Source organism: Thioalkalivibrio thiocyanodenitrificans ARhD 1, from assembly GCF_000378965.1.
GTDB lineage: Bacteria > Pseudomonadota > Gammaproteobacteria > Ectothiorhodospirales > Ectothiorhodospiraceae > Thioalkalivibrio_A > Thioalkalivibrio_A thiocyanodenitrificans.
On sequence record NZ_KB900536.1, the window covers coordinates 3,241,525 to 3,263,433 of the forward strand.

At 65.5% G+C, this 21,909-nt stretch carries 22 protein-coding genes and 1 tRNA gene; 19 read left to right on the top strand and 4 right to left on the bottom strand.

Features of this window, described 5'->3' with window-relative positions; all coding sequences use genetic code 11:
* Positions 1-28 precede the first annotated feature (28 nt).
* The 10 genes from miaA to fabG all read left to right on the top strand — a co-directional run bounded on the left by miaA (position 29) and on the right by fabG (position 9,553).
* Complete coding sequence (gene miaA / locus THITHI_RS0115365) at positions 29-958, top strand: tRNA (adenosine(37)-N6)-dimethylallyltransferase MiaA (RefSeq protein WP_018233997.1); 930 nt, start codon at positions 29-31, stop codon at positions 956-958.
* A gap of 237 nt (positions 959-1,195) precedes the next feature.
* Entirely contained in the window at positions 1,196-1,438 is a 243-nt protein-coding gene (gene hfq, locus THITHI_RS0115370) for an RNA chaperone Hfq (protein ID WP_018233998.1), read from the top strand.
* Positions 1,439-1,501: 63 nt separating this feature from the next.
* Positions 1,502-2,800, top strand: coding sequence for a ribosome rescue GTPase HflX (gene hflX / locus THITHI_RS0115375; protein ID WP_018233999.1), 1,299 nt, complete (start codon positions 1,502-1,504; stop codon positions 2,798-2,800).
* Positions 2,801-3,072: 272 nt separating this feature from the next.
* The gene (gene hflK / locus THITHI_RS0115380) at positions 3,073-4,371 is read left to right on the top strand and encodes an FtsH protease activity modulator HflK (protein ID WP_018234000.1); all 1,299 of its coding nucleotides are present in this window, start codon (positions 3,073-3,075) and stop codon (positions 4,369-4,371) included.
* A complete protein-coding gene (hflC, locus tag THITHI_RS0115385) occupies positions 4,371-5,246 on the top strand; it encodes a protease modulator HflC (protein WP_018234001.1) in 876 nt (291 codons plus the stop codon). The genes hflK and hflC overlap by 1 nt, the downstream gene beginning before the upstream one ends.
* A gap of 56 nt (positions 5,247-5,302) precedes the next feature.
* Positions 5,303-5,494 (top strand): DUF2065 domain-containing protein, encoded by a 192-nt coding sequence (locus tag THITHI_RS0115390; RefSeq protein WP_018234002.1) that lies wholly within the window; start codon positions 5,303-5,305, stop codon positions 5,492-5,494.
* A 246-nt stretch (positions 5,495-5,740) separates the two neighbouring features.
* Complete coding sequence (locus THITHI_RS0115395) at positions 5,741-6,928, top strand: ATP phosphoribosyltransferase regulatory subunit (RefSeq protein WP_018234003.1); 1,188 nt, start codon at positions 5,741-5,743, stop codon at positions 6,926-6,928.
* Positions 6,929-6,930: 2 nt separating this feature from the next.
* Complete coding sequence (locus THITHI_RS0115400) at positions 6,931-8,223, top strand: adenylosuccinate synthase (RefSeq protein ID WP_026186408.1); 1,293 nt, start codon at positions 6,931-6,933, stop codon at positions 8,221-8,223.
* Between the two features lie 62 nt (positions 8,224-8,285).
* Entirely contained in the window at positions 8,286-8,636 is a 351-nt protein-coding gene (locus tag THITHI_RS0115405; RefSeq protein WP_083908758.1) for a cytochrome P450, read from the top strand.
* Between the two features lie 137 nt (positions 8,637-8,773).
* Positions 8,774-9,553, top strand: a complete 780-nt coding sequence (gene fabG / locus THITHI_RS0115410) for a 3-oxoacyl-ACP reductase FabG (protein WP_018234006.1) — start codon at positions 8,774-8,776, stop codon at positions 9,551-9,553.
* A gap of 141 nt (positions 9,554-9,694) precedes the next feature.
* Here fabG and THITHI_RS0115415 read toward each other — a convergent pair.
* Positions 9,695-9,781: transfer RNA gene (locus tag THITHI_RS0115415), tRNA-Leu, on the bottom strand.
* Between the two features lie 113 nt (positions 9,782-9,894).
* On the opposite strand from THITHI_RS0115415, the gene rnr reads away from it, so the two are divergent.
* The gene (gene rnr, locus THITHI_RS0115420) at positions 9,895-12,468 is read left to right on the top strand and encodes a ribonuclease R (protein WP_026186409.1); all 2,574 of its coding nucleotides are present in this window, start codon (positions 9,895-9,897) and stop codon (positions 12,466-12,468) included.
* Between the two features lie 9 nt (positions 12,469-12,477).
* A complete protein-coding gene (gene rlmB / locus THITHI_RS0115425; protein WP_018234008.1) occupies positions 12,478-13,218 on the top strand; it encodes a 23S rRNA (guanosine(2251)-2'-O)-methyltransferase RlmB in 741 nt (246 codons plus the stop codon).
* Positions 13,219-13,280: 62 nt separating this feature from the next.
* Here rlmB and THITHI_RS0115430 read toward each other — a convergent pair whose 3' ends face one another.
* Positions 13,281-13,460 (bottom strand): hypothetical protein, encoded by a 180-nt coding sequence (locus tag THITHI_RS0115430; RefSeq protein ID WP_026186410.1) that lies wholly within the window; start codon positions 13,458-13,460, stop codon positions 13,281-13,283.
* 196 nt (positions 13,461-13,656) lie between these two features.
* On the opposite strand from THITHI_RS0115430, the gene THITHI_RS0115435 reads away from it, so the two are divergent.
* The 3 genes from THITHI_RS0115435 to THITHI_RS0115450 all read left to right on the top strand — a co-directional run bounded on the left by THITHI_RS0115435 (position 13,657) and on the right by THITHI_RS0115450 (position 16,715).
* Positions 13,657-15,252: a tetrathionate reductase family octaheme c-type cytochrome gene (locus tag THITHI_RS0115435; protein ID WP_018234009.1), complete on the top strand. Its 1,596-nt coding sequence runs from the start codon at positions 13,657-13,659 to the stop codon at positions 15,250-15,252.
* Positions 15,253-15,255: 3 nt separating this feature from the next.
* On the top strand, positions 15,256-15,882 hold the full coding sequence (locus THITHI_RS0115440; RefSeq protein ID WP_018234010.1) for a cytochrome b/b6 domain-containing protein: 627 nt from the start codon (positions 15,256-15,258) through the stop codon (positions 15,880-15,882).
* A 233-nt stretch (positions 15,883-16,115) separates the two neighbouring features.
* Positions 16,116-16,715 carry a hypothetical protein gene (locus tag THITHI_RS0115450; RefSeq protein WP_156820571.1) on the top strand — a complete coding sequence of 200 codons (600 nt, stop codon included), beginning with the start codon at positions 16,116-16,118 and terminating at the stop codon, positions 16,713-16,715.
* Between the two features lie 281 nt (positions 16,716-16,996).
* Here the strand turns inward: THITHI_RS0115450 and THITHI_RS0115455 are convergent, their stop codons facing one another.
* Together THITHI_RS0115455 and THITHI_RS0115460 are read right to left on the bottom strand one after the other, a co-directional pair.
* Positions 16,997-17,362 carry a DUF5362 family protein gene (locus tag THITHI_RS0115455; protein WP_018234013.1) on the bottom strand — a complete coding sequence of 122 codons (366 nt, stop codon included), beginning with the start codon at positions 17,360-17,362 and terminating at the stop codon, positions 16,997-16,999.
* A gap of 222 nt (positions 17,363-17,584) precedes the next feature.
* Positions 17,585-19,318 (bottom strand): YncE family protein, encoded by a 1,734-nt coding sequence (locus THITHI_RS0115460; protein ID WP_018234014.1) that lies wholly within the window; start codon positions 19,316-19,318, stop codon positions 17,585-17,587.
* Between the two features lie 300 nt (positions 19,319-19,618).
* Here THITHI_RS0115460 and rpsF point away from each other — a divergent pair, with 300 nt between their 5' ends.
* The 4 genes from rpsF to rplI all read left to right on the top strand — a co-directional run bounded on the left by rpsF (position 19,619) and on the right by rplI (position 21,791).
* The gene (gene rpsF, locus THITHI_RS0115465; RefSeq protein WP_018234015.1) at positions 19,619-20,059 is read left to right on the top strand and encodes a 30S ribosomal protein S6; all 441 of its coding nucleotides are present in this window, start codon (positions 19,619-19,621) and stop codon (positions 20,057-20,059) included.
* A 36-nt stretch (positions 20,060-20,095) separates the two neighbouring features.
* A complete protein-coding gene (rpsR, locus tag THITHI_RS0115470) occupies positions 20,096-20,320 on the top strand; it encodes a 30S ribosomal protein S18 (protein WP_018234016.1) in 225 nt (74 codons plus the stop codon).
* A 47-nt stretch (positions 20,321-20,367) separates the two neighbouring features.
* Entirely contained in the window at positions 20,368-21,273 is a 906-nt protein-coding gene (locus THITHI_RS0115475; protein ID WP_026186411.1) for a DUF2232 domain-containing protein, read from the top strand.
* Positions 21,274-21,338: 65 nt separating this feature from the next.
* Positions 21,339-21,791: a 50S ribosomal protein L9 gene (gene rplI, locus THITHI_RS0115480; RefSeq protein WP_018234018.1), complete on the top strand. Its 453-nt coding sequence runs from the start codon at positions 21,339-21,341 to the stop codon at positions 21,789-21,791.
* The last annotated feature ends 118 nt before the right edge of the window (positions 21,792-21,909 follow it).

Consider the following 21,909-nt stretch of genomic DNA (forward strand, 5'->3'; position numbering starts at 1 on the left):
ACCCCAATTCCCAATTCCCAATTCCCACATGTCTTTCCCTGCCATCTTCCTCATGGGCCCCACCGCTTCCGGCAAGACGGATCTGGCGGTGGAACTGGTGCGGCGGCTGCCGCTGGAGATCATCAGCGTGGATTCGGCCATGGTCTACCGGGGCATGGACATCGGAACCGCAAAGCCCGGGCCGGAAGTCCTTGCCGAGGCGCCGCATCGGCTGATCGACATCCTGGATCCGGCCGAGCCCTACTCGGCGGCGCGGTTTCGAAAGGATGCCCTGGCCGCCATGCGGGAGATCACCGCCGCCGGGCGCGTGCCCCTGCTGGTGGGCGGGACCATGCTCTATTTCCGCGCGCTGGAATTCGGGTTGGACCGGCTCCCGGCAGCCGATCCGGAAGTGCGCCGCGAGATCGAGGCGCAGGCGGCGGAGACCGGCTGGAGCTCCATTCACGATCGTCTGCGCCGGGTGGATCCGGATGCCGCGGCGCGCATCCATCCCAATGACCCGCAACGCCTGCAGCGCGCGCTGGAGGTCTACCTGCTCACCGGGCGCCCCCTGTCTTCCTTCCACGGGGGCCGGACGGAGGGGGTGCTGCCCTACCGGCTGCTGCGCCTTGCGCTGGTGCCCGGGGACCGGGCGGCATTGCGGGCACGAATCGCCCGGCGTTTTGACGAAATGTTGGAACTGGGCTTGATTCCCGAGGTCGAGACCTTATATCAGAGAAAGGACCTGAATCCGGGGCTTCCGGCCATTCGGGCGGTGGGTTACCGTCAGGTGTGGGCTTACCTGTCCGGGGAGTCGGATTTCGACACCATGCGGCGCCAGGCGATCACGGCCACCTGCCAGCTGGCCAAGCGGCAGTTGACCTGGATCGGAAGCTACCCCGGTTTGGTGACTCTGGAGCCAGGCGCGATGGATGTCGACTCGGTGGTGGAGCGCGTATCCAGGCATGTGATGGAGTGAGCGGGTGGAGCGCCGGCCGGTGTGCTAGACTGCCAAAAGAGGTTGATTTGTCAACGTAAAATCTGACACGGCATCCATGCGGTGAGTTGGCGGCAGCGGGTTCGAAGGTGACATTGTCCCGGTTTGCGTCGGTTAAGCTCCAGGACAGGGCCGGTCAACGTGTCGCGCAGTCGCCGCATGACAGGCCACCCAACAACAGAATTTTCCTTTTAAGCGATCGATGCCAGGAGCAAGCTCATGTCAAAGGGGCAAACCTTACAAGAACCCTTCCTCAACACGTTGCGCAAGGAACGGATACCGGTGTCCATCTATCTGGTCAATGGCATCAAGCTTCAGGGCCAGATCGATTCCTTCGATCAGTTCGTGGTGCTGCTGAAGAACACCGTCAGCCAGATGGTGTATAAGCACGCCATTTCCACCATCGTCCCCTCGCGTCCGGTGAAGCTGGCCGTGTCCGAGGACATGCAGCCCGAGGACTGAGGGCCGCAAGGCGTGAAATTCCGGTCCGCGCGGTTCTGGCGATGAAACAGGCAGGTCAAGCGATTGTTTGAAAGACCCCAGCAGGGCGAACAGGCGGTGCTCGTGCACATGGCCCTGTCCGATGCATCCCGGGATGACGACTGCGTCGAGTTCACCGACCTGGCCCGGTCCGCCGGAGCACGGCCCGTTGCGCTGGTAACCGGCGCCCGCAAGTCGCCGGACCCGCGCCTTTTCGTGGGCAGCGGCAAGGCCGAGGAGATCCGCCGTCACGTGGTCGAGCAGTGCGCGGAACTGGTCATCTTCGATCACGAGCTTTCCCCCAGTCAGGAACGCAACCTGGAGCGCCTGTTCCAGTGCCGTGTGCTGGACCGCACCGGCCTGATCCTGGACATCTTCGCGCAGCGTGCCCGCTCCCATGAGGGCAAGCTTCAGGTCGAGCTGGCCCAGTTGCGCCACATGTCCACCCGCCTGGTCCGGGGATGGACTCACCTGGAACGCCAGAAGGGCGGTATCGGCCTGCGCGGGCCGGGCGAGACGCAGCTGGAGACCGACCGCCGGCTGCTGGCCGGGCGCATCAAACAGATCCTGCGCCGGCTCGAAAAGGTGGAAGGGCAGCGCGAGCAGGGCCGCCAGTCGCGCCGACGCGCCGAGATCCCGACCGTGTCCCTGGTGGGCTATACCAACGCTGGAAAGTCCACCCTGTTCAATCGGCTTACCGGCGCCGGTGTCTACGCCGCCGACCAGCTCTTTGCCACCTTGGATCCCACCCTCCGCCGTGTGGACCTGCCGGATCAGCAGTCCATGATCCTGGCCGACACGGTGGGCTTCGTGCGCCAGCTGCCCCACGATCTCGTCGCCGCATTCAAGGCGACGCTCACCGAGACGCGTGAGGCCAGCCTGTTGCTGCACGTGGTGGATGCCGCCGACCCGCGACGCGAGGCCAATATAGAGCATGTGAACCGGGTCCTGAATGAGATCGGCGCGAACGATGTGCCGCAGATTCTCGTTTTCAACAAGATTGACGCCGTGCCGGATTCCGGACCGCGTCTGGTGCCCGCGGCCCATGGGGAACCGGCCCGGGTGTATCTCTCCGCGCACACCGGCGAGGGTGTGGATCTCCTGATGGAGTGGCTGGCGGATCGTTTTGCCGACTCTCTGGTACAGGGCTGGATGACGCTGCCTCCCTCGGCCGGTCGGGAGCGGGCCGGGCTTTATGAGATGGGCGCGGTACTCGCCGAAGAGCTGCAGCCCAACGGCGATATGCGCCTGGAGGTTCGTCTGCCCCGCCGGCGGCTGGAGGAACTTTTCCGTGACACCGGGCTCACTCCTCTGGTGGAGTCCGATCGCCAGCACGTCGCCTGAGTCCGGACGTCGGCGCGGCAGGCCAGCACGCATTTCGGCTCATCTTCATGAATGATAGACGTTTTGGCGGCGTGTCCGGACGCTGCGGATGACCGGCACCGACACCGAAGGCGGCCCCGGCACACGGGCATCCGGACGAATCGCGCCCTCGTCGGGAGTCAGGGAATTCATCCCCGTTTTGCGCAACGGCAGGCCGCCCTCTAGAATGGCTGCCTTGTTCGGGCCGATGGACATACGCCCGCAATCGATTGTGAACGTTGGAGAACTGATACATGCCCTGGAATGAACCAGGAAAGAACAGCAACGACCCATGGGGCGGCGGTGGCCGCGGTGGGGGTGCGGGCGGCGGTCCGCCCGATCTGGACGAGCTGATCAAGAAGCTTACCAGCCGATTCGGCGGATTGTTCGGCGGCGGTGGCGACGGTGGCGGCGGTGGCGGCATGGGTCGTCATGCCTCTGCCGGCATCAGCCTGATTGTCATCCTCGCGATCGTGGTGTGGCTGGCCTCGGGCTTCTACATCGTCAGCGAGGGTGAACGCGGCGTGGTGCTGCGATTCGGCGCCTTCCAGACGGTGACCGACCCGGGCCCCAACTGGCATCTGCCCTATCCCATCGAACGGGTGGAGCGGGTCGACATCGGCAGTGTGCGAAGCCTGCAGCACCGGGCGCTGATGCTCACCGCGGACGAGAACATCATCGACGTGGATGTGGAAGTGCAGTTCCGGGTCAGTGACCCCGAGGCCTTCCTGTTCAACGTGCGTGATCCGGAACGTACCGTCCGCCAGGTGATGGAGTCCGCCATCCGTGAGCGGGTGGCCATGGAGCCTACGCTCGTGCGCGACCAGATGATGCGCGATCCTGCGGGCGCCATGGATGTGGATGCCGAGGTGGTGGAACCCCGCGAAACCGATGCCCTGCTGGCCAGCGACTTCGTGCCCATCGGCGCCGCCCGCCATGAGTGGAACGACCTGGAGTTCATTCTCGGTGAAGGGCGCGGCCAGATCGCCGATTCCTCCATGGAGGTGATTCAGCAGGCGATGGACGACTACGGTGCCGGGGTTGTGATCATCCGGGTCAACATGCCGCAGGCGCAGCCGCCCGAGGCAGTGCAGGAGGCGTTCGCCGACGCCATCCGTGCCCGCGAGGACCAGATCCGTTTCCGCAACGAGGCCCAGGCCTACGCCAACGGCATCGTGCCCCAGGCACGAGGCGAGGCAGCCCGTATCACGCAGGAGGCCGAGGCCTATCGCGAGCAGGTGCTCGCTCGGGCGGAAGGTGATGCCTCGCGCTTCAGCCAGCTCCTGGTGGAGTACCAGCGCGCGCCGGCCGTCACCCGCGAACGCCTCTATCTGGAGACCAGCGAGGCCGTGCTGAGCAACACCAACAAGGTGATCGTGGACATGAAGAGCGGCAACAACCTTATGTACCTGCCACTGGACAAGTTCATGCAGCAGCAGGCCACCGGCGCCGCCCCACGCCTGTCCACTGAACAGCGTGGTATCGACAGCACGCCGACCCCGCTGCCCAGCCTGGGCCAGCGGCCCGATCCCAGAACCCGGGAGGTGCGCTGATGATCCGCATTCTTGGAATCGTTGCGGTGGTGGCCGCAATCGTCATCGGCCTGGCCACCTATACCGTGGACGAACGCGAACGGGTGATCCTGTTCAGCCTGGGCGAGATCAAGGCCATGGACCTGGAGCCGGGCCTGCACTTCAAGTTCCCCCTGGTGAACAACGTGCGCAAGTTCGACGCACGGGTCCTCACCCTGGACATCCCGCCGGACCGTTTTCTGACCAGTGAGGCCAAGAACGTCATTGTCGACTTCTACGCCAAGTGGCGTATCGACGACGTGGGCCAGTTCTTCGTGTCCACACGGGGTGTCGAACGCAACGCGGAGGATCGCATTTCGCAGATCCTGCGCACCAACATGCGTAACGAGTTCGGCCGCTACACCCTGGAACAGGTGGTCTCCACCGAGCGTCTGGCCATCATGCGTGCCGTGCGTGAACAGGCGGCGGATACCGCAAGGGAACTCGGCGTGGTGCTGGTGGACGTGCGCGTCCGGCGCATGGACCTCCCCGACGAGGTGAGCGAATCGGTCTACGAGCGCATGCGCGCGGAGCGTGAGCGTATCGCCCAGGATTTCCGTGCCCGGGGCCGCGAGGAGGCCGAGCGCATCCGTGCCCGCGCCGACCGTGACCGCACAGTGATCCTGGCCGACGCTTACCGCGAGGCCGAACGGGTGCGAGGCGAGGGTGATGCGCGTGCCGCGGATACCTACGCGCGCGCCTTTGGCGAGGACGAGGAGTTCTTCTCCTTTTATCGAAGCCTGATCGCCTACCGCAATACCATGACGGGCGGCAACAGCATGTTCGTCATCGAGCCGGATTCGGAGTTCTTCCGTTATTTCGGAAACCCGGCCGGCACGACAGCCTCCCCGGAATGATCCGGCGCTGAAGGGCGGTACATCCGCCCTTCAGCGTCCGGGCTGTCCGTGCCCAGATGCTCTGGAACGATCTCCTTGCCGCCGTGGCCCTGCTGCTGGTACTGGAAGGCCTCATGCCCTTCCTCAACCCGGCGGGATTCAAGCGCGCGCTGACCCAGGTGGCCGCCTTGCCGGACCGGGTGTTGCGTGCCATGGGGCTGGCCGGCATGGTACTGGGCGCGCTGCTGCTCTGGTGGCTTCGGGGGTGACGGGTTCTTCGCCGTGAAGCGCACAAACGGGGGCAAGCCGGGCTGAATCATCCATCATCTTCTCTCACCCCTTTGCTTCCTGAGCATTTCGCGCCGGTCCGGGTTCCGTCGGGCGTGGCCTGCTGACGGGTGTTTTCCGCCGGGGCACGACCGATTTGCACCGAGTATGTATAATCACGGGCCTTGATCCGGGCACCCACCGGCCGGGTGCGTGGCCCGGTGTCCACGACGACGACGTACGGATTCATGACCGATTCGAAGCGCTGGCTGCTGCCCGAAGGCATCGAGGAAGCCCTGCCCCCCCTGGCGGAGCGTCTGGAGGCGTGCCGTCGGCAACTGCTCGATCTCTACCACGGCTGGGGCTACGAACTGGTCATGCCGCCGCTGATCGAATACCTGGAATCGCTGCTCACCGGTACCGGCCGTGACCTGGATCTACAGACCTTCAAACTCACCGACCAGTTGAACGGCCGCCTGATGGGTGTGCGCGCGGACATGACACCGCAGGTGGCGCGCATCGACGCCCACAGCCTCAACCGGGATGTGCCCACGCGCCTGTGCTACATGGGCACGGTCCTGCACACCCGGCCGGACGGTTTCGCCGGCTCGCGCAGCCCCCTGCAGGTGGGTGCGGAGCTCTATGGTCACGAGGGCGCCGACGGGGACGTGGAGATGATCCGGCTTATGCTGGAGACCTTCCGGGTCTGCGACGTCCGGGATGTATTTCTGGACCTTGGCCACGTGGGAGTCTATCGCTGTCTCGCCGATGCGGCGGGACTCTCCGCCGACGCTCAGGCGCAGCTCTTCGAGATGCTGCAGCGAAAGGCCCTGCCCGAGATCCGCGAGTTTCTGGGGGCCATGTCCATGGCCGATGATGCCCGCGCCCGGCTCATGGCCCTGGCCGATCTCAACGGCGGGCCGGAAGTGCTTGACCAGGCGCGGGAAGCGCTCCGGGGCGCCGGGGAGGCGGTGTCGCGGGCGTTGGACGTGCTCTCGGCGATCGCATCGGACGTGCAGCGCCGCTATCCGGACGTGGCCCTGCACGTGGATCTGGCGGAACTGCGTGGATTTCACTATCACACCGGTGCCGTATTCGCCGCGTATGTGGCAGGACACGGACAGGAACTGGCCCGGGGCGGGCGCTACGACGACATCGGCCGCGTGTTCGGCCGTGCCCGTCCGGCCACCGGTTTCAGCACCGATCTCAAGACCCTGGTGCGGCTCTCGAGCCAGCCCCTGGCCACAGTGTCCGGGGCGATCTTCGCGCCCCCCGGCGGGGACGGCGCGCTCGATGACACGGTCCGGGACCTGCGGGCGCGCGGCGAGCGGATCATCCAGGGGCTCGAAGGGCAGGACAACGACGCACGGCGCATGGGCTGTGACCGGATGCTCACGCGCGATTCCAACAATCAATGGATCGTAACGGAAGTCTGATAATGGCTAGATTTGTGGTGGTGCTCGGCAGTCAGTGGGGCGATGAAGGCAAGGGGAAGGTGGTGGACCTGCTCACGGAAAACGCAGCCGCGGTGGTGCGTTTTCAGGGCGGTCACAACGCTGGCCATACCCTGGTGATCGGCGGCAAGAAGACCGTGCTGCACCTGATCCCCTCAGGCATCCTGCGCGACGGTGTGGAATGCATGATCGGCAACGGTGTGGTCCTGGCCCCCGATGCGCTCCTGAAGGAGATGAACGAACTGGAGGCCGAGGGCGTACCAGTGCGCGAGCGTCTGCATCTGTCCGAATCATGCCAGTTGATCCTGCCCTATCACGTGAGCCTGGATCACGCCCGGGAAGTGGCCCGGGGCAAGGCAGCCATCGGCACCACCGGGCGCGGCATCGGGCCGGCCTACGAGGACAAGATATCCCGGCGGGGCCTGCGCCTGGGCGATCTCTTCTACCGCGAGCGTTTCGCCGCGAAGCTGGGCGAGGTGCTGGACTATCACAACTTCGTGCTCAAGAACTATTTCAAGGCCGACACCCTCGACTTCCAGCAGCTGCTGGATCAGGCCCTGTCCTACGCCGAGGTGCTGGAGCCGCTGGTCACCGACGTGCCCGAACGCCTGCGTCAGCTGCGACTTGCGGATGCCAACGTCATGTTCGAGGGCGCCCAGGGCACCCTGCTGGACATCGACCACGGCACCTATCCCTTCGTGACGTCGTCCAACACCACCGCCGGCGGCGCGTGCACCGGCAGCGGCGTGGGGCCCCTGGACCTTAACTACGTGCTGGGCATCACCAAGGCCTACACCACCCGGGTGGGGGCCGGCCCGTTCCCCACCGAGCTGTTCGATGCCATGGGCGAGCATCTGGCCCGGCGCGGCCATGAATTCGGCTCCACCACGGGGAGGCCGCGGCGTTGCGGCTGGTTCGACGCGGTGGCGCTCAACCGCGCGGTATCCATCAACAGCATCACCGGCCTGTGCATCACCAAGCTGGACGTGCTGGACGGACTCGAGACCCTGCGCCTGTGCGTGGGTTACCAGTGCGGCGATGACAAGTTCAGCGTGCCGCCCGCCGGTGCCGAGGCCTTCGCCACCTGCGAGCCTGTCTACGAGGAGATGCCCGGCTGGCAGGAATCCACCGTGGGCGTGACCCGTTACGAGGATCTCCCCGGCAACGCGCGCCGCTACCTGGAACGCATCCAGGAGATCACCGGTGTGCCCGTGGACATGATCTCCACGGGTCCGGACCGGGATCAGACCATCGTCCTGCGTCATCCCTTCGACTGACGGTTCCGGCGGACACGATTCCGCGCGGGGAGGCCGTCCCGCAATTCCTTTCTCCCGCGGCGATGGGGGCATGGTTCCGTGCCTCGCCCGCAGGGCCTGTATCACACCACGGTGCGCCTGAAGGACAGCAGGCGGGTGTGATCATGGGGGCGGCAAATCGGGACGAGACGGAGTTTCCGGATCCAGACCGGTTCGACATACGGCGCGCCCCAAACCGTCATCTGGCCTTCGGGTACGGCCGCCACAAATGTCCGGGCAAGACGCTGGCCCGGTTTGAGGCCCGTATCGCCCTTCAATGCATCATCGCGCGTTTCCCCGACATGGCGCTTCTCGACGAAGCACCCGGCTGGCATACGAACTCCTGCTTCTGCGGATTGACTGCCCTGAACGTCCGCCCGGCGGACACCACCTGACGGTATTTGCGCGAGGACGCGGAAATCCGGATCGATGTCATCATGCGGTCATCACCGGCATGGTACGGTCAGGGATCGAACCTCCGGCGGCAGGAGTGATCGAACCATCAAGGCACATTGAGCGGGGGATCCGGGAAATGACTGACCGATTCAGGGATCGCAGCGTGATCGTCACCGGCGCCGGCAAGGGCATCGGGCGGACCATTGCCCGGGTGTTTGCCAGGGAAGGCGCGCGGGTACTGGTGGTGGACGTGGACGCACAGGGGGCCGCGGACACCGCGGCGACAATCCGCAAGGACGGCGGGCGGGCGGAGACCTGCGCCGCGGATGTCGGTGTACGTGCCGACGTCGAGGTGATGGCCGGCGAGGCCCTCAAGCACTTCGGCGGGATCGACGTGCTGGTGGCCAACGCCGGGATCTTCCCGTCGGTGACCATCGAGGAAATGACCGAGGCCGACTGGGATCACGTGCACAATGTGAACCTGAAGGGGGCCTTCTTCTGCGTGAAGGCCTGCGCCGCGCAGATGCGCCGCCAGGGTGGCGGACGCGTTCTGCTGACCTCGTCGATCACCGGGCCCATTACCGGGTTCCCGGGCTGGGCGCACTACGGTGCCACCAAGGCCGGCATGCTGGGGTTCATGCGCACCGCTGCCATCGAGTTCGCCCGGGACCGCGTCACCATCAATGCCGTGTTGCCGGGAAACATACGCACGGAGGGACTCGCGGACGTGGGGCCCGAGTATCTGCGCAAGATGGAGGCCTCCATTCCCATGGGGCACCTGGGCGAGCCAGAGGACATCGCCTATGCGATGCTGTTCCTGGCATCCGACGAGGCGCGCTACATCACCGGGCAGACCCTGGTGGTGGATGGGGGGCAGACCCTGCCGGAATCGGCGCTGGCACTGGAATCGGAGTGAGCCGGTCACCGGCACTTGCCGCAGGCACCGTCTGCGTGGGGCGGTAGGAATCTTGCTGCAACCGGCGTAGACTTGCGCCTTCGCCGAAAGCGCGATCGGCGCTCACCGGAATTTGTTTCGGGAAAAGCCGGACAGGAAAGATGGTGCCGAGGAGAGGACTTGAACCTCCACGGGGTTTCCCCCACTAGCACCTGAAGCTAGCGCGTCTACCAATTTCGCCACCTCGGCATCGAGACAGGAATGTCCTGCGCTTCAGGAAGCGCGCAATGTAACGTCACCCACAAACGATGTCAATGTTCCCGTAACGGCATCGAAACCTTCCCTAGACAACCACGTGTCAAATGACAAGAAAACAGAAGAAGCCCTCCAGAGACCCACAGTTTGAACGCGAGGCCGCGCGGTACGAACGGCCCATCCCCAGCCGGGAAATGATTCTCGAGGTCATCCACGAAGCGGATGGCCCGGTCCCCTTTGACCCGCTCGCCGAGCGGCTCGGCCTGTCCGACCCCGTGGACATCGAGGCGCTCACACGGCGCCTGCGCGCCATGGAGCGCGACGGCCAGCTGGTGTGCAATCGCCGCGGTGCCTACGTGCCGGTCAACCAGGAGGACCTGGTGCGCGGGCGCGTCATCGGCCATCCGGACGGTTTCGGCTTCCTGGTGCCGGACGAGGGCGGGGACGACCTGTTCCTTTCGCCCCGGCAGATGAAGAGTCTGTTGCACGGCGACCGGGCGGTGGCGCGGGTGGTGGGCGTGGACCGCCGGGGCCGGCGCGAGGGCGCCGTGATCGAGGTGCTCGAGCACAACACCGAGCAAGTGGTGGGCCGGCTGTTCTCCGAGGGCGGCATCGGTTTCGTGACCCCGGACAACAAGCGCATCACCCAGGACATCCTCATCCCGCCGGAGTCCATGGGCGGGGCCCGCGAGGGCCAGATCGTCATCGCCGCCATCCGCGAGCAGCCCACCAAGCGCACCCGGCCCATCGGCGAGATCGTCGAGGTGCTGGGCGAGCACATGGCGCCCGGGCTGGAGATCGACGTGGCCATCCGCGCCCACGGCCTGCCCTTTGTCTGGCCTGATGAGGTCACCGAGGCGGCCGACAAGCTGGGCGCCCGGGTATCGTCGGCCGCCAAGCGCAATCGCCTCGACCTGCGCGACATGCCGCTGGTGACCATCGACGGCGAGGATTCCAGGGATTTCGACGACGCGGTGTACTGCGAACCCCTGGAGAGCGGCGGATGGCGTCTGTGGGTGGCCATTGCCGATGTGTCGCATTACGTGTCGCCCGGCGATGCCCTGGATCAGGAGGCGCGCCATCGCGCGACCTCCGTGTACTTCCCGGAGCGGGTGATCCCGATGCTCCCGGAGGTGCTCTCCAACGGTCTGTGCTCCCTCAACCCGAAGGTGGACCGCCTGTGCATGGCCTGCGAGATGCACATCACCAGCCGCGGTCGCATCAAGTCCTACCGGTTCCATGAGGCGCTGATGCGTTCCCATGCCCGGCTCACCTACACGCAGGTGGCCGGCATCGTGCTGGACCGGGACGCCCGGCTGCACGCCGGGCACGAGGCGCTGGTACCCCACCTGGAGGAGCTGCATGTCCTGTTCAAGGTGCTGCGCAAGGCCCGGGACAAGCGCGGCGCCATCGACTTCGACACCACCGAGACGAAGATCATCTTCGGCGAAGGCAAGAAGATCGAGCGCATCGTGCCCTACGAGCGTAATGACGCCCACAAGATCATCGAGGAATGCATGATCGCCGCCAATGTGGCGACGGCAAAATTCCTCAAGCAGCATAAGATCCCCACCTTGTACCGGGTGCATCCCGGCCCCAAGGCAGAGAAGGTCGAGGACCTGCGCCAGTTCCTGGGCGAACTGGGCCTGAGCCTGGGCGGCGGCGAGGAGCCCCAGCCCAAGGACTACACCCTGTTGCTGGATCAGGTGCGCGAGCGCCCGGACGCCCACCTGATCCAGACGGTGCTGCTGCGTTCGCTCAAGCAGGCGGTGTACAGTCCCGAGGACGTGGGTCACTTCGGGCTTGCCCATGATGACTACGCCCACTTCACCTCGCCCATCCGCCGGTACCCGGATCTGCTGGTGCACCGGGCCATCCGCCACCTGCTGCGCGGCGGCACGGGCCCGAACTTCGCCTACAGTCACGAGGACATGGTCGCCCTGGGCGAACACTGCTCGATGGCCGAGCGCCGCGCCGACGAGGCCGCCTGGGATGTGGAGGGGTGGCTGAAGTGCGAGTTCATGCAGGACAAGGTGGGCGAGATCTATGACGGTGTGATCACGTCGGTCACCTCCTTCGGCCTGTTCGTGGAACTGAAGGACATCTACGTGGAGGGTCTGGTGCACGTGACCAGCCTGTCCAACGACTTCTACCGGTTCGACCCCGTCGGGCACCGCATGACCGGCGAGCGCGCCGGGCGCGTCTACCGTATGGGCGACCCCCTGCGGGTGCGGGTGGTGCGGGTGAACCTGGACGAGCGCAAGATCGACTTCGTGCCCGTCGACGAGGAGCCGGATGCCGGGGATGCCGGTCCCGGCACGGCCCGGCGCGGGCGCGGCCGCAAGCGGCGCGAGGAGACACCGGCCCCCGGGGCAGAGCCGGCGACCGGCGACAGGAAGAAGCGCAGGCGCGGCAAGCGCAAGACCGGCGACAAGGCCCCGGCCGATGGCGCGGCCGCACAGGCGGCCGGCGGCAAGACCGCCGATCAGGACGCGGCCGCAGAACCGCCGGCGAAGCCGCCGCGCAAGCGACGTTCGCGCAAGAAGGCGGGCGGCGGCGAGAAGGACGCGCCTGCCGCCGAGGCCCCGACCAAGACCGGCGGCAGCGAGACGGACGAGGGAGCTGCCACCAGGAAGCGCCGCCGTCCTCGGCGCAGCGGCCGGCGCACAGGCCGTACCTAGCAGCGGGCCATGGCGGGTTCGCAACAGGTGTTCGGCCTGCACGCGGTGCTGGCAGCACTGCGCCGCCGGCCCGTGCCGGTTCAAACGCTGTGGGTCGATGCAGGCCGCAGGGACGCCCGCATCCGAGAGATCCTGGAGGCCGCCCGCAACGCCCGTGTGCCCGTGGAACGCGTGGACGGCGAAGCCCTCGACCGCCTCTGCCCCGGTGAGCGTCATCAGGGTGTGGTGGCCGTCTGCGAGGCGCCTGAGCCGGCCACCGAGGCCGACCTTCCGGACTTGGTGGCGCGCGCCGGCAGCCCGCTGCTGCTGGTGCTGGACGGCGTCACCGACCCCCACAATCTCGGTGCCTGCCTGCGCACCGCGGATGCCGCGGGTGTGACCGCCGTGATCGTGCCCCGGGACCGGGCGGCCGGCCTGACCCCCGTGGCCCGCAAGGTGGCCAGCGGCGCCGCCGAAAGCGTGCCCTTCGTTCAGGTCACCAATCTTGCCCGCACCCTGGACCAGCTCAAGGAAGCCGGCGTCTGGGTGGTGGGCACCAGCGACGATGCCCCGCAGGATCTCTACCAGGCCGATCTCAAGGGCCCCCTCGCGCTGGTGCTGGGCGCCGAAGGCCAGGGCATGCGCCGCCTCACCCGGGAGCGCTGCGACCTGCTCGTTCACATCCCCATGCAGGGGACGGTGGAAAGCCTCAACGTGTCGGTGGCCACGGGGGTGTGCCTGTTCGAGGCGATGCGGCAGCGGCGGGGATAAGTCGCATGCCAGACCTGGCATCCTTGCCACCGGGCGGCACTGTCATATTCTAGGCCCAAGAGTCATGTGCGCATGTTGACCGTGCCACAGGCGAGATCCTCGAGCATGTGTTGTCCGCGGGTTCCGTGCTGTTGAGAAACTGCAACCTTGGGTTGAATGGTTTCGAAGCGTTCACCCGACAGTTCTGCGATCAGTCCTAACCCGCTTCCAATCGCCATATCCGTAGCGCGCTTGAACCACATCCCCAGCGGTATCGCAGCAGTTTCCGTATCGGCGATTTCCGCCCGGGATGGACTATATTTTCCGAGAGGAGGTGCCGGGCTCAGGGACGCTCCGGGCACCCCGGGGTAGTGGCATACGGGTGAGGTGAATCGGTCACCTTCCGGGCGGCGATTCCGCACACCCTGGCCGACCGGTGACCATGTGGAGAGACACGCCATGTCAGAACGGCTTCGGAGAAAGACGTGGTCGCCGCGGTTTCTTTTCGTGGGCCTGCCACTTGCGTGCCTTGCCCCGGCGCTCGCGACCACCGTTGATCACAGCAAGCTCGAGGAACTGCAAGGGCCCTTCCAGACGGGCGAGGACGTCACCAGGGCCTGCCTGGGTTGCCACACCGAGGCCGCCAGACAGGTCATGGCCACGCCCCACTGGACCTGGGACTACGAGGACCCGCTCACCGGCCAGCGGCTGGGCAAGAAGACCATGATCAACGCATTCTGCATTGGCCTTCAGTCCAACGAGGCGTTCTGCACCTCATGCCATGCGGGCTTCGGGTGGGAGGACGAGACCTTCGACTTCAGCGACGAGAGCAGGGTCGACTGCCTGGCGTGTCACAACACCGGCGGTTACAGCAAGATATCGGGCCTGGCGGGGCACCCGCCCTACGAGCGCATGGAGTGGCCGGCGGGTTCGGGTCAGTACCTGGAGCCGGTCGACCTGGTGTCCGTCGCGCAAGGCGTGGATATCCCCTCACGCGCGACCTGCGGCAGCTGTCACTTCTACGGTGGCGGCGGTGACGGGGTGAAACACGGCGATCTGGACTCGTCGCTTGTGGATCCGCCGGAGTCACTGGATGTGCACATGGCCTCCGATGGCCTGAACTTCGCCTGTGTCGAATGCCACCTCACCGAGAACCATGTGGTGCCGGGCAGCCGCCTCGACATGACGGCGGCCGATCCGCGCGGGCCGATCATGCGCGGCCGGGACGAGGATCGAAACCCGGCGACCTGCCAGGCCTGTCACGGGGATCGCCCTCATGTGCAGGGGCCGATGCATGCCGGGCGCCTGAACGACCACGCCCGGACGCTGGCCTGTCAGAGTTGCCATATCCCCAGCTACGCCCGCGGCGGAGTTGCGACCAAGATGCGCTGGGACTGGTCCACCGCCGGCCGGCTCGACGAGGATGGCAAGCCATTCCTGATCCGTGATGAGCAGGGGAGGGTCATCTACGACAGCCGAAAGGGCGATTACACACTTGGCGAGGATGTCGTCCCGGCATACGTGTGGTTTGACGGGCGGGTGCACTATCTTCAGCCGGATGCGGTCATCGACCCCGACAAGCCCGTCAGGATCAACGAGTACCTGGGCCGGCCCGGAGCGGAGAACGCGCGGATCTGGCCGGTCAAGCCCTACCGGGGCAGGCAGCCCTACGACACCGTGTACAACACCCTGCTGGTACCCAACGTCGCGGTGCACGCGGAGACTGCCTTGTGGCTGAACTTCGACTGGCCCGTGGCCCTTCGGGCGGGCATGGAAGCGTCCGGGCGGCCATACAGTGGCGAGTTCGATTTCGTCGATACCCTGATGCTCTGGCCGATCACCCACATGGTGGCGCCGGCGGAACAGGCGCTGCAATGCGGCGATTGCCACACCGTCGGCGGACGGCTGGAGGACGTGCCCGGCATCTGGATGCCGGGCCGTGACCGCAATCGCTGGCTCGACTTTTTCGGTTTCGGCCTTGCGGGTTTGATGCTGCTGGGTGTCGTCGTGCACGGCAGCCTGCGGGTGCTGACGCGCGGCAGACGCAAGGGGTAGGCCATGAGCAGAGACATCTACCTGTTCACGCGTTTCGAACGATTCTGGCACTGGACGCAGGCTGCGCTGATCTTCGTGCTGCTGTTCTCCGGTTTTGCGATTCACGGCAGCCATGGGTTCATCGATTTCCGTACCGCGGTGGCGGTGCACGAGATCGCCGCCTACCTGCTGATCACCCTGTGGGTGTTTGCCATTTTCTGGCACTTCACCACCGGGGCATGGAGGCAGTACATCCCCACTGTGCGCAACATCGATCGCATGATCCGCTACTACGTGTACGGCATCTTCGTGGGCGAGGAGCACCCCTACCGCATCACGGTGGAGCGCAAGCACAATCCCCTCCAGCGGCTCGCGTACCTGGGTGTCAAGCTGCTGATCAACCCGCTCATCTGGATCTCCGGGCTGATCTACCTGTTCTGGGGTCGGTTGCAGGGGTACCTGCCGGAGGCCATCGGTCTGCAGCAGGTGTCCCTCGCACACACGCTTGGCGCCTTCCTGATGCTGGCTTTCGTGATCATCCACGTCTACCTCACCACTACCGGGCACACGCCGTTCGAGAAAATCCGCGTGATGATCACGGGCTGGGAGACCCATCACGATGATGACGTGAAGATCGACAGAAGGGGCTGAGGCCGGAAGGACGCAAATGGGCGTCCCTTTCTTCGTGGACATCGGATTGGTTCTCCCGGCCCCGATCGAGATCGCCCGGGACTGCACAGTGATGGTGAAACGGATTCAGGAATGACTGCGTAGCGTCTCAGTAGAATGCGGGTTAGACTTTTCATGCGCCTGCCTGAAATGCAGATTTCCTATTGCAGGTTCTGCTTTAACGGGCAGCTTGTTCACAGTTCGGGGGAGCACGCATGAGATCCACATCATTTAAAAGAAAGTACATAGCCATGGCGGCAGGGGTTCTGCTCGCATCCTCTGCTCCGATAGCGCTGGCTGCTATCCAGCAGCATACATTCTCCATCTCAGGTGACAACGGTGAGACGGGGACCGGGATGTTTACCTGGGATGATCAGGTCGTGGCAGATGGGCAGCCGCTATCGCAGGATACGCAGAGCACCGGGGACCTCCTCAGCGTTTCCATCACCATATCGGGGGGCAATGTCGTGGGCGGGAGTACAACCTTCTCACTGGCCGACTGCGGTGGTGCCTACCTTGAGTTTACGCCTGATTTCATGTCGGATATAAATTTCTGGTGTAACAACGGAACCAACTCTCTGTCTGGTATCGAGGTGTACACCAATATCCTCAACGATACCGTTGATCAGGGCGCGGGTGATCAGATGCCGCAGATTGGCGACAATAGCAGTACGTTGACATTCACGCCGGTCAGCACCAGTCAATTGATCCAGGACGCCCGGCCGATCCCGATCATGGGTTTGTACGGCTTGCTGGGCATGAGCGGCTTGCTTGGACTCCTCGGCGCCTGGCGGCTATATGGGCGCAAGCGGTAACAGTCAAGGATTCACGGGGCGTCTTTGCGGGAAGGGGAGGCTTGGCCGCGAACCATGGAGCGGGGATTTGTGCGCTGGACGGCACATTGGTAACGGTTGCGGAATTATGGGGGTGAGCGTGGCTCTGGGTTGAGCGTCGCGGGAGGTCTGTTCTCCGTCCGTGGCGGACTCGCCTGTCCGCCTGCCATCCTTCGCAGGAGAAAGCCCCCGACGTTTCGGGGCCCTTGAGTCATTGATCCCTGGAGCAATGACTGTCTTGCGCGCCTGGTGACATGCGCGTGCTACGCCATCCCGCCCATGCCCATGAGGCCTGCGCCGACGCCGAAGATCATGGCCGCCACCATGATGAGCAGATAGATCAGCAGGAACACGCCGAAGATGGTGAAGTAGATACGCAGGCGACCGAGGGCGCGACCGAGGTCCTGCGGATTCGCCGATTCGTGGGCCCGCTGGACTGCGCCGGCGGCCTGCATCAGCACGATACCCGCCCAGATGGGGATCCAGGCCACGATGATGCCGACGATGGACAGTGCCGTGAGCACCCCGGAGATGATGAGCATCACGCCGATCAACTGCATCCAGAACTTGGCGCGGTGCAGAGGCTCGATCAGTGCACGGATATCGCCGGAGGCGGTCTGATTTTCCATGTTGTTCCCTCCCAGGGAGTCTGCTTGTTGTTTTGCGGTGAGAACCGGCGGGGCCGGGTCTTCCATTCACGGACCTGCCACGGAATGCGCAATCCAGTCTGAATGCAAGACCTTACATCTGTACGTCTGTTGCTGCGTGAATGCCAGCCCGGACGCCGGACCGGGGAAGGGGACGGCCCTTTGCCTGCACGACGAGACCAGACCGGCACCGGCGTTCGGATTTCAGAACCACTTGAATACCCCATAGAGCGTCGTGAGCCCCAGGAGGGGCAGGACGGTGCCGGCGATGGCGGTGAACTGGCGCTGCTGGAACTGGTAAATGGAGAAACGGATCGGTCCGAGGGTCCGGGAGCGGTCGAGCAGCGGTTTGATCTTCATTTCAAGCGTTTGCGCGTCATACAGGGAACGACGGTGAATGTCGCCCAGCACAACGGTGATCGGGCCATGGGCAATGGCCCTGCGGCTGCTGACCGCCACCTCGGGCGGGATCTCGAGTGCATTGCCCCGGTGGTCGCGGAGGTACAGAAGGCCGCCGCGCACGCCGAGCCGGGTCCTGAGGCCTCGCACGACCAGCCAGAGCATGAGCAGGGTCACCATGACGAACACTGCGAGTACGGCCAGAAATGCGCGGGTTTCGTGAGTGGAGAACCAGTCGGGCGGGGTGTTCTGCCGCAACGCGGCCATGACCAGGAACGGCAGCAGGAGAGTGAATGCAGTCACCAGGCCCAATGCCAGTCGGACCAGGCCCATGGTCCTCGGATCGGGTTCGAGCCATTCCACGTTGGGGAACCGCTCTGCCGGGCGCAAGGAGGCTATCTTTCGGGACGTGACGGCCCGGCCTTCGGTACCCCGGGACAGTTGGGCGTGGTCATCCTGCCGCGACCGGGGGCGCTCCATCAGGCCGCCTCCGGCCAGCACGAGGCCGAGGGCCAGCGCCCCCAGGAGTGTCCAGAGTCCGGTGCTGCTCAATGCCGCGAAGCGCTGGCGCCCGGCGCGGAACTCGGCCATGCGTTCGGCGAAAGCACCCCCCAGTTCACTGACCTCCAGCGTGGTGAGATTCACGCGGTAGACAGTCATGCGCGAGCGGTCGGTGACGAACAGGCGGTCGTCCAGGCGCGTCAGAAAGACCGGGTCCGCATCGCCCGGCAGGGCGATGCGGGTCAGCGGTTGCCCGTCTGCGGAAAAGCCGAGCAGGTCGCCGTGGCCGAGGCTGTTGTCGCCGTTGATCACCCAGGCCCGGTCCCCGGTGTCGAAGGTGAAGGCGATGGGCCATACCCGCGTGCGGCGTGCGTCAGGGTGGGCGCCGGATTCAATGGAGCGGACCATCCGTCCCCCGGTGCCATCGATGCGGTACGCGGCGAGCCTGTGGTGGTTGGTGTCGGCCAGCCACAGGAGGCCGCCATGCATGGCAAGCTGATTGGGGAAACGCGGACGGGGGTCCAGCGCCAGTGACCGGGGTAGCGGGCCATCGAGGTTATCGGCTTTCAGCACCTGGTGCGCACCGCTGTCGGCGATGAACAGTCCTTCGCCGGCCGGGTCGGTCCACAGCTTGTACGCGCGGCCTTGCGGCAGCCGGTCACCATCGGCAAGCGAAGTGCACTCGGCGTACTCGAGCCGGCAGCGCAGAAGCTGCGGCGGGCGGCTGACGGCAATCAGCGTGGATCCGTCCGATAGCGCGTGCAGATCGGTGAGGTGGTCCGCCGCGCCGAGGGCGGCCAGCGGATACGTTCCGTGCAGAGCCCCCTCGGGGGATACCCGGAGCAGGGCATCACCCATGCTGATCAGCAGATCATGGCCCTGCGCCGTGATCTGCTGGGGGCCGGTGAGGTTCGCCATCTGCGTGCTGGCCCACAGGCGCAGGCCCAGTGCGGCAAACACGATCAGTATCAGGAACAGTGCGATCAGGTTGTTGCGCGAACTGTCGATACCGAATCCCAGTCTTTCCATGACTGCCATAAGTGCCTCCTGCAGATCTGTATCGCGTCGCTCACGCCCCGTTCAGGCGGTCGAGCCATCATTTTCCATGCATTACCATTGGTCTTGCAAGGCGGGCCAGCCATGGCTGGCCCGGGACGCGCCGGGTAACGTGAAGCGGAAGGCGGGTTTCTCCGAGCCCCGCGACCGGCGTCGATCCCGGGGCGGATTGCGCCACGGGCGGCCAGCGGCTATTATTGGCGGCTTTTCCGGGCCCGGCCCGGGAATTCTCCTTGCTTCACCGGATGGTCCGGGAGGCTTTAACCCGTAAGGAGCAGGTAAATGCGTCATTACGAAATCGTGTTCATGGTCCATCCGGACCAGAGCGAGCAGGTCTCGGCCATGATCGAGCGTTATCGCGGCCTCATCGAGGGCGACGGCGGCACGATCCACCGGCTGGAGGACTGGGGCCGCCGCCAGTTGGCTTATCCCATCAACAAGATCCACAAGGCCCATTACGTGCTCATGAATGTGGAGTGCGGCGACGGTGCGCTTGCGGAACTGGTCAGTGCCTTCCGCTTCAACGACGCGGTGATCCGTCATCTGGTCATGCGCATGGACCGGGCCTTCACCGAGACCTCGCTGCTGGCCAAGGGCCGTGACGAGGACGAGGGCAAGGGTGAGGACAAGGACGATGCGCCGCGCCGCGGACGCGGGGATGACAGCGACGACGCTGACGACAGCGACGACGGTCAGAACGAACGCCGCGCGTCCGCCGACTGACCCGCCCAGCCCCGATTACAGCCGAGGAATTGACCAATGAGCCGTTTCTTTCGCCGCCGCAAGTATTGCCGGTTTACCGCCGAGGGTGTCGAGTTCATCGACTACAAGGATCTCAACACCCTGAAGAATTACATCACCGAGACGGGCAAGATCGTGCCCAGCCGCATTACCGGCACGAGCGCCCGCTATCAGCGTCAGCTGGCCACCGCCGTGAAGCGCGCCCGTTACCTGGCCCTGCTGCCCTACACCGACAACCATTGATCGAGCGGATCCCGGCGGGCGGCTGACTCCCGCCGGCCCGTGAAATCATGAAAGCGCTGGCGTCGTTTATCATGCAGAGCCGCACGCGCGCCGTGACCGCGACCGTCGGTTTCGGAGTGGGCGGGCTGGTGTTGCCCCCGCTGGGGATTGTCAGCAGTGCGGCGATCGCCCTGGTGACCCTGCGTGCCGGACCTGGCCATGGCGCGGCGCTGGCCGCCATCGCCGTGGTGATGCTCGCCGCGCTGGCGTGGGCCGTGGGCGTGGAGCCCCTGGTGGGTCTGGCCACGGGCCTTGTGCAGTGGCTGCCGGCCCTGGTTCTGGCGGAGGTGCTCAGGCGCACGGTGTCGTGGCCGATGATGCTGCTCACCGCCACGGGTCTGGGTTGCGGGGGCATCCTGCTGGTGCATGCGGCGGTGCCGGATGTGGCGCAGATGTGGGTGACGGTGCTCCAGGGCACGCTGGGTCCGGTGTTTCAGCAGACCGGCATGAGTCCGGCGGAACTGGAGGAGACCTTCCGCCAGGTGGCACCGATGATGACCGGCATGCTGGCGGCGGCCATGATGCTGAGTCTCGTGCTGGCCATGATCATCGCCCGCTACTGGCAGGCGGCGTTGTACAATCCCGGCGGTTTTGCCGAGGAATTCCAGCAGTTGCGGTTGGGCAAGGTGCCGGCGCTGGTGCTGGTGGGCCTGCTGGCAGGGGCCTGGGTGGGACAGTCCAACCTGCTCACCGAGATGAGTCTGGTGTTCCTGGTGGCGTTCTTCATCCAGGGGGTCGCCCTGGTCCACGGCCTGACCCGGCAGCTGGGCATGAACAGGTTCTGGCTGGTGGGAATGTACGTACTGCTGGGGATTGCCATGCCGCACATGATGATCATGCTGGCGGCGTTCGGCGCCATGGACAGCATGCTGGATTTCAGAACTCGCCTGGGTAACCGCCCGGGTCCTGGTTGAGGAAGCGCCGAATCTGTACGGCGTGTTCCCGAAGCAACAATCGTCAACGACGAAGGTGAACGAAGATGGAAGTGATCCTGCTTGAGAAGGTGGATAACCTGGGCAACCTGGGCGACAAGGTGCGCGTGCGTTCCGGTTACGCGCGCAACTATCTGGTGCCCCAGGGCAAGGCCAGGTTTGCCACCGCTGAGAACATCGCCGAGTTCGAGGCCCGTCGCGCGGAGCTGGAGAAGGCCGCCGCCGAGGCGCTGGCTGCCGCCGAGGCGCGCCGGGAGAAGCTCGATGCCCTGGAACCCGTCACCATCGCCTCCAAGGCCGGGGGCGAGGGCAAGCTGTTCGGCTCCGTGGGGACCCACGATATCGCCGAGGCGGTCACCGCCGCCGGCGTCGAAGTGGAGAAGCGTGAAGTGCGCATGCCGCAGGGCCCCATCCGCCAGACCGGCGAGTTCGAGGTGGACGTGCACCTGCACACCGATGTGAACGCCACCGTGAAGGTGGTGGTGGTCGCCGAACAGTAGACAGGCGCGTACCCCGGGGCGCCGGGGGGCTGATCCACATCACCGCGGCAGCATCGGTCGGGTGCGCGCCCCCCCGGCGCCCCTGCCGCGTGCCGGACCCGGGTATCCGGCGCCGGAG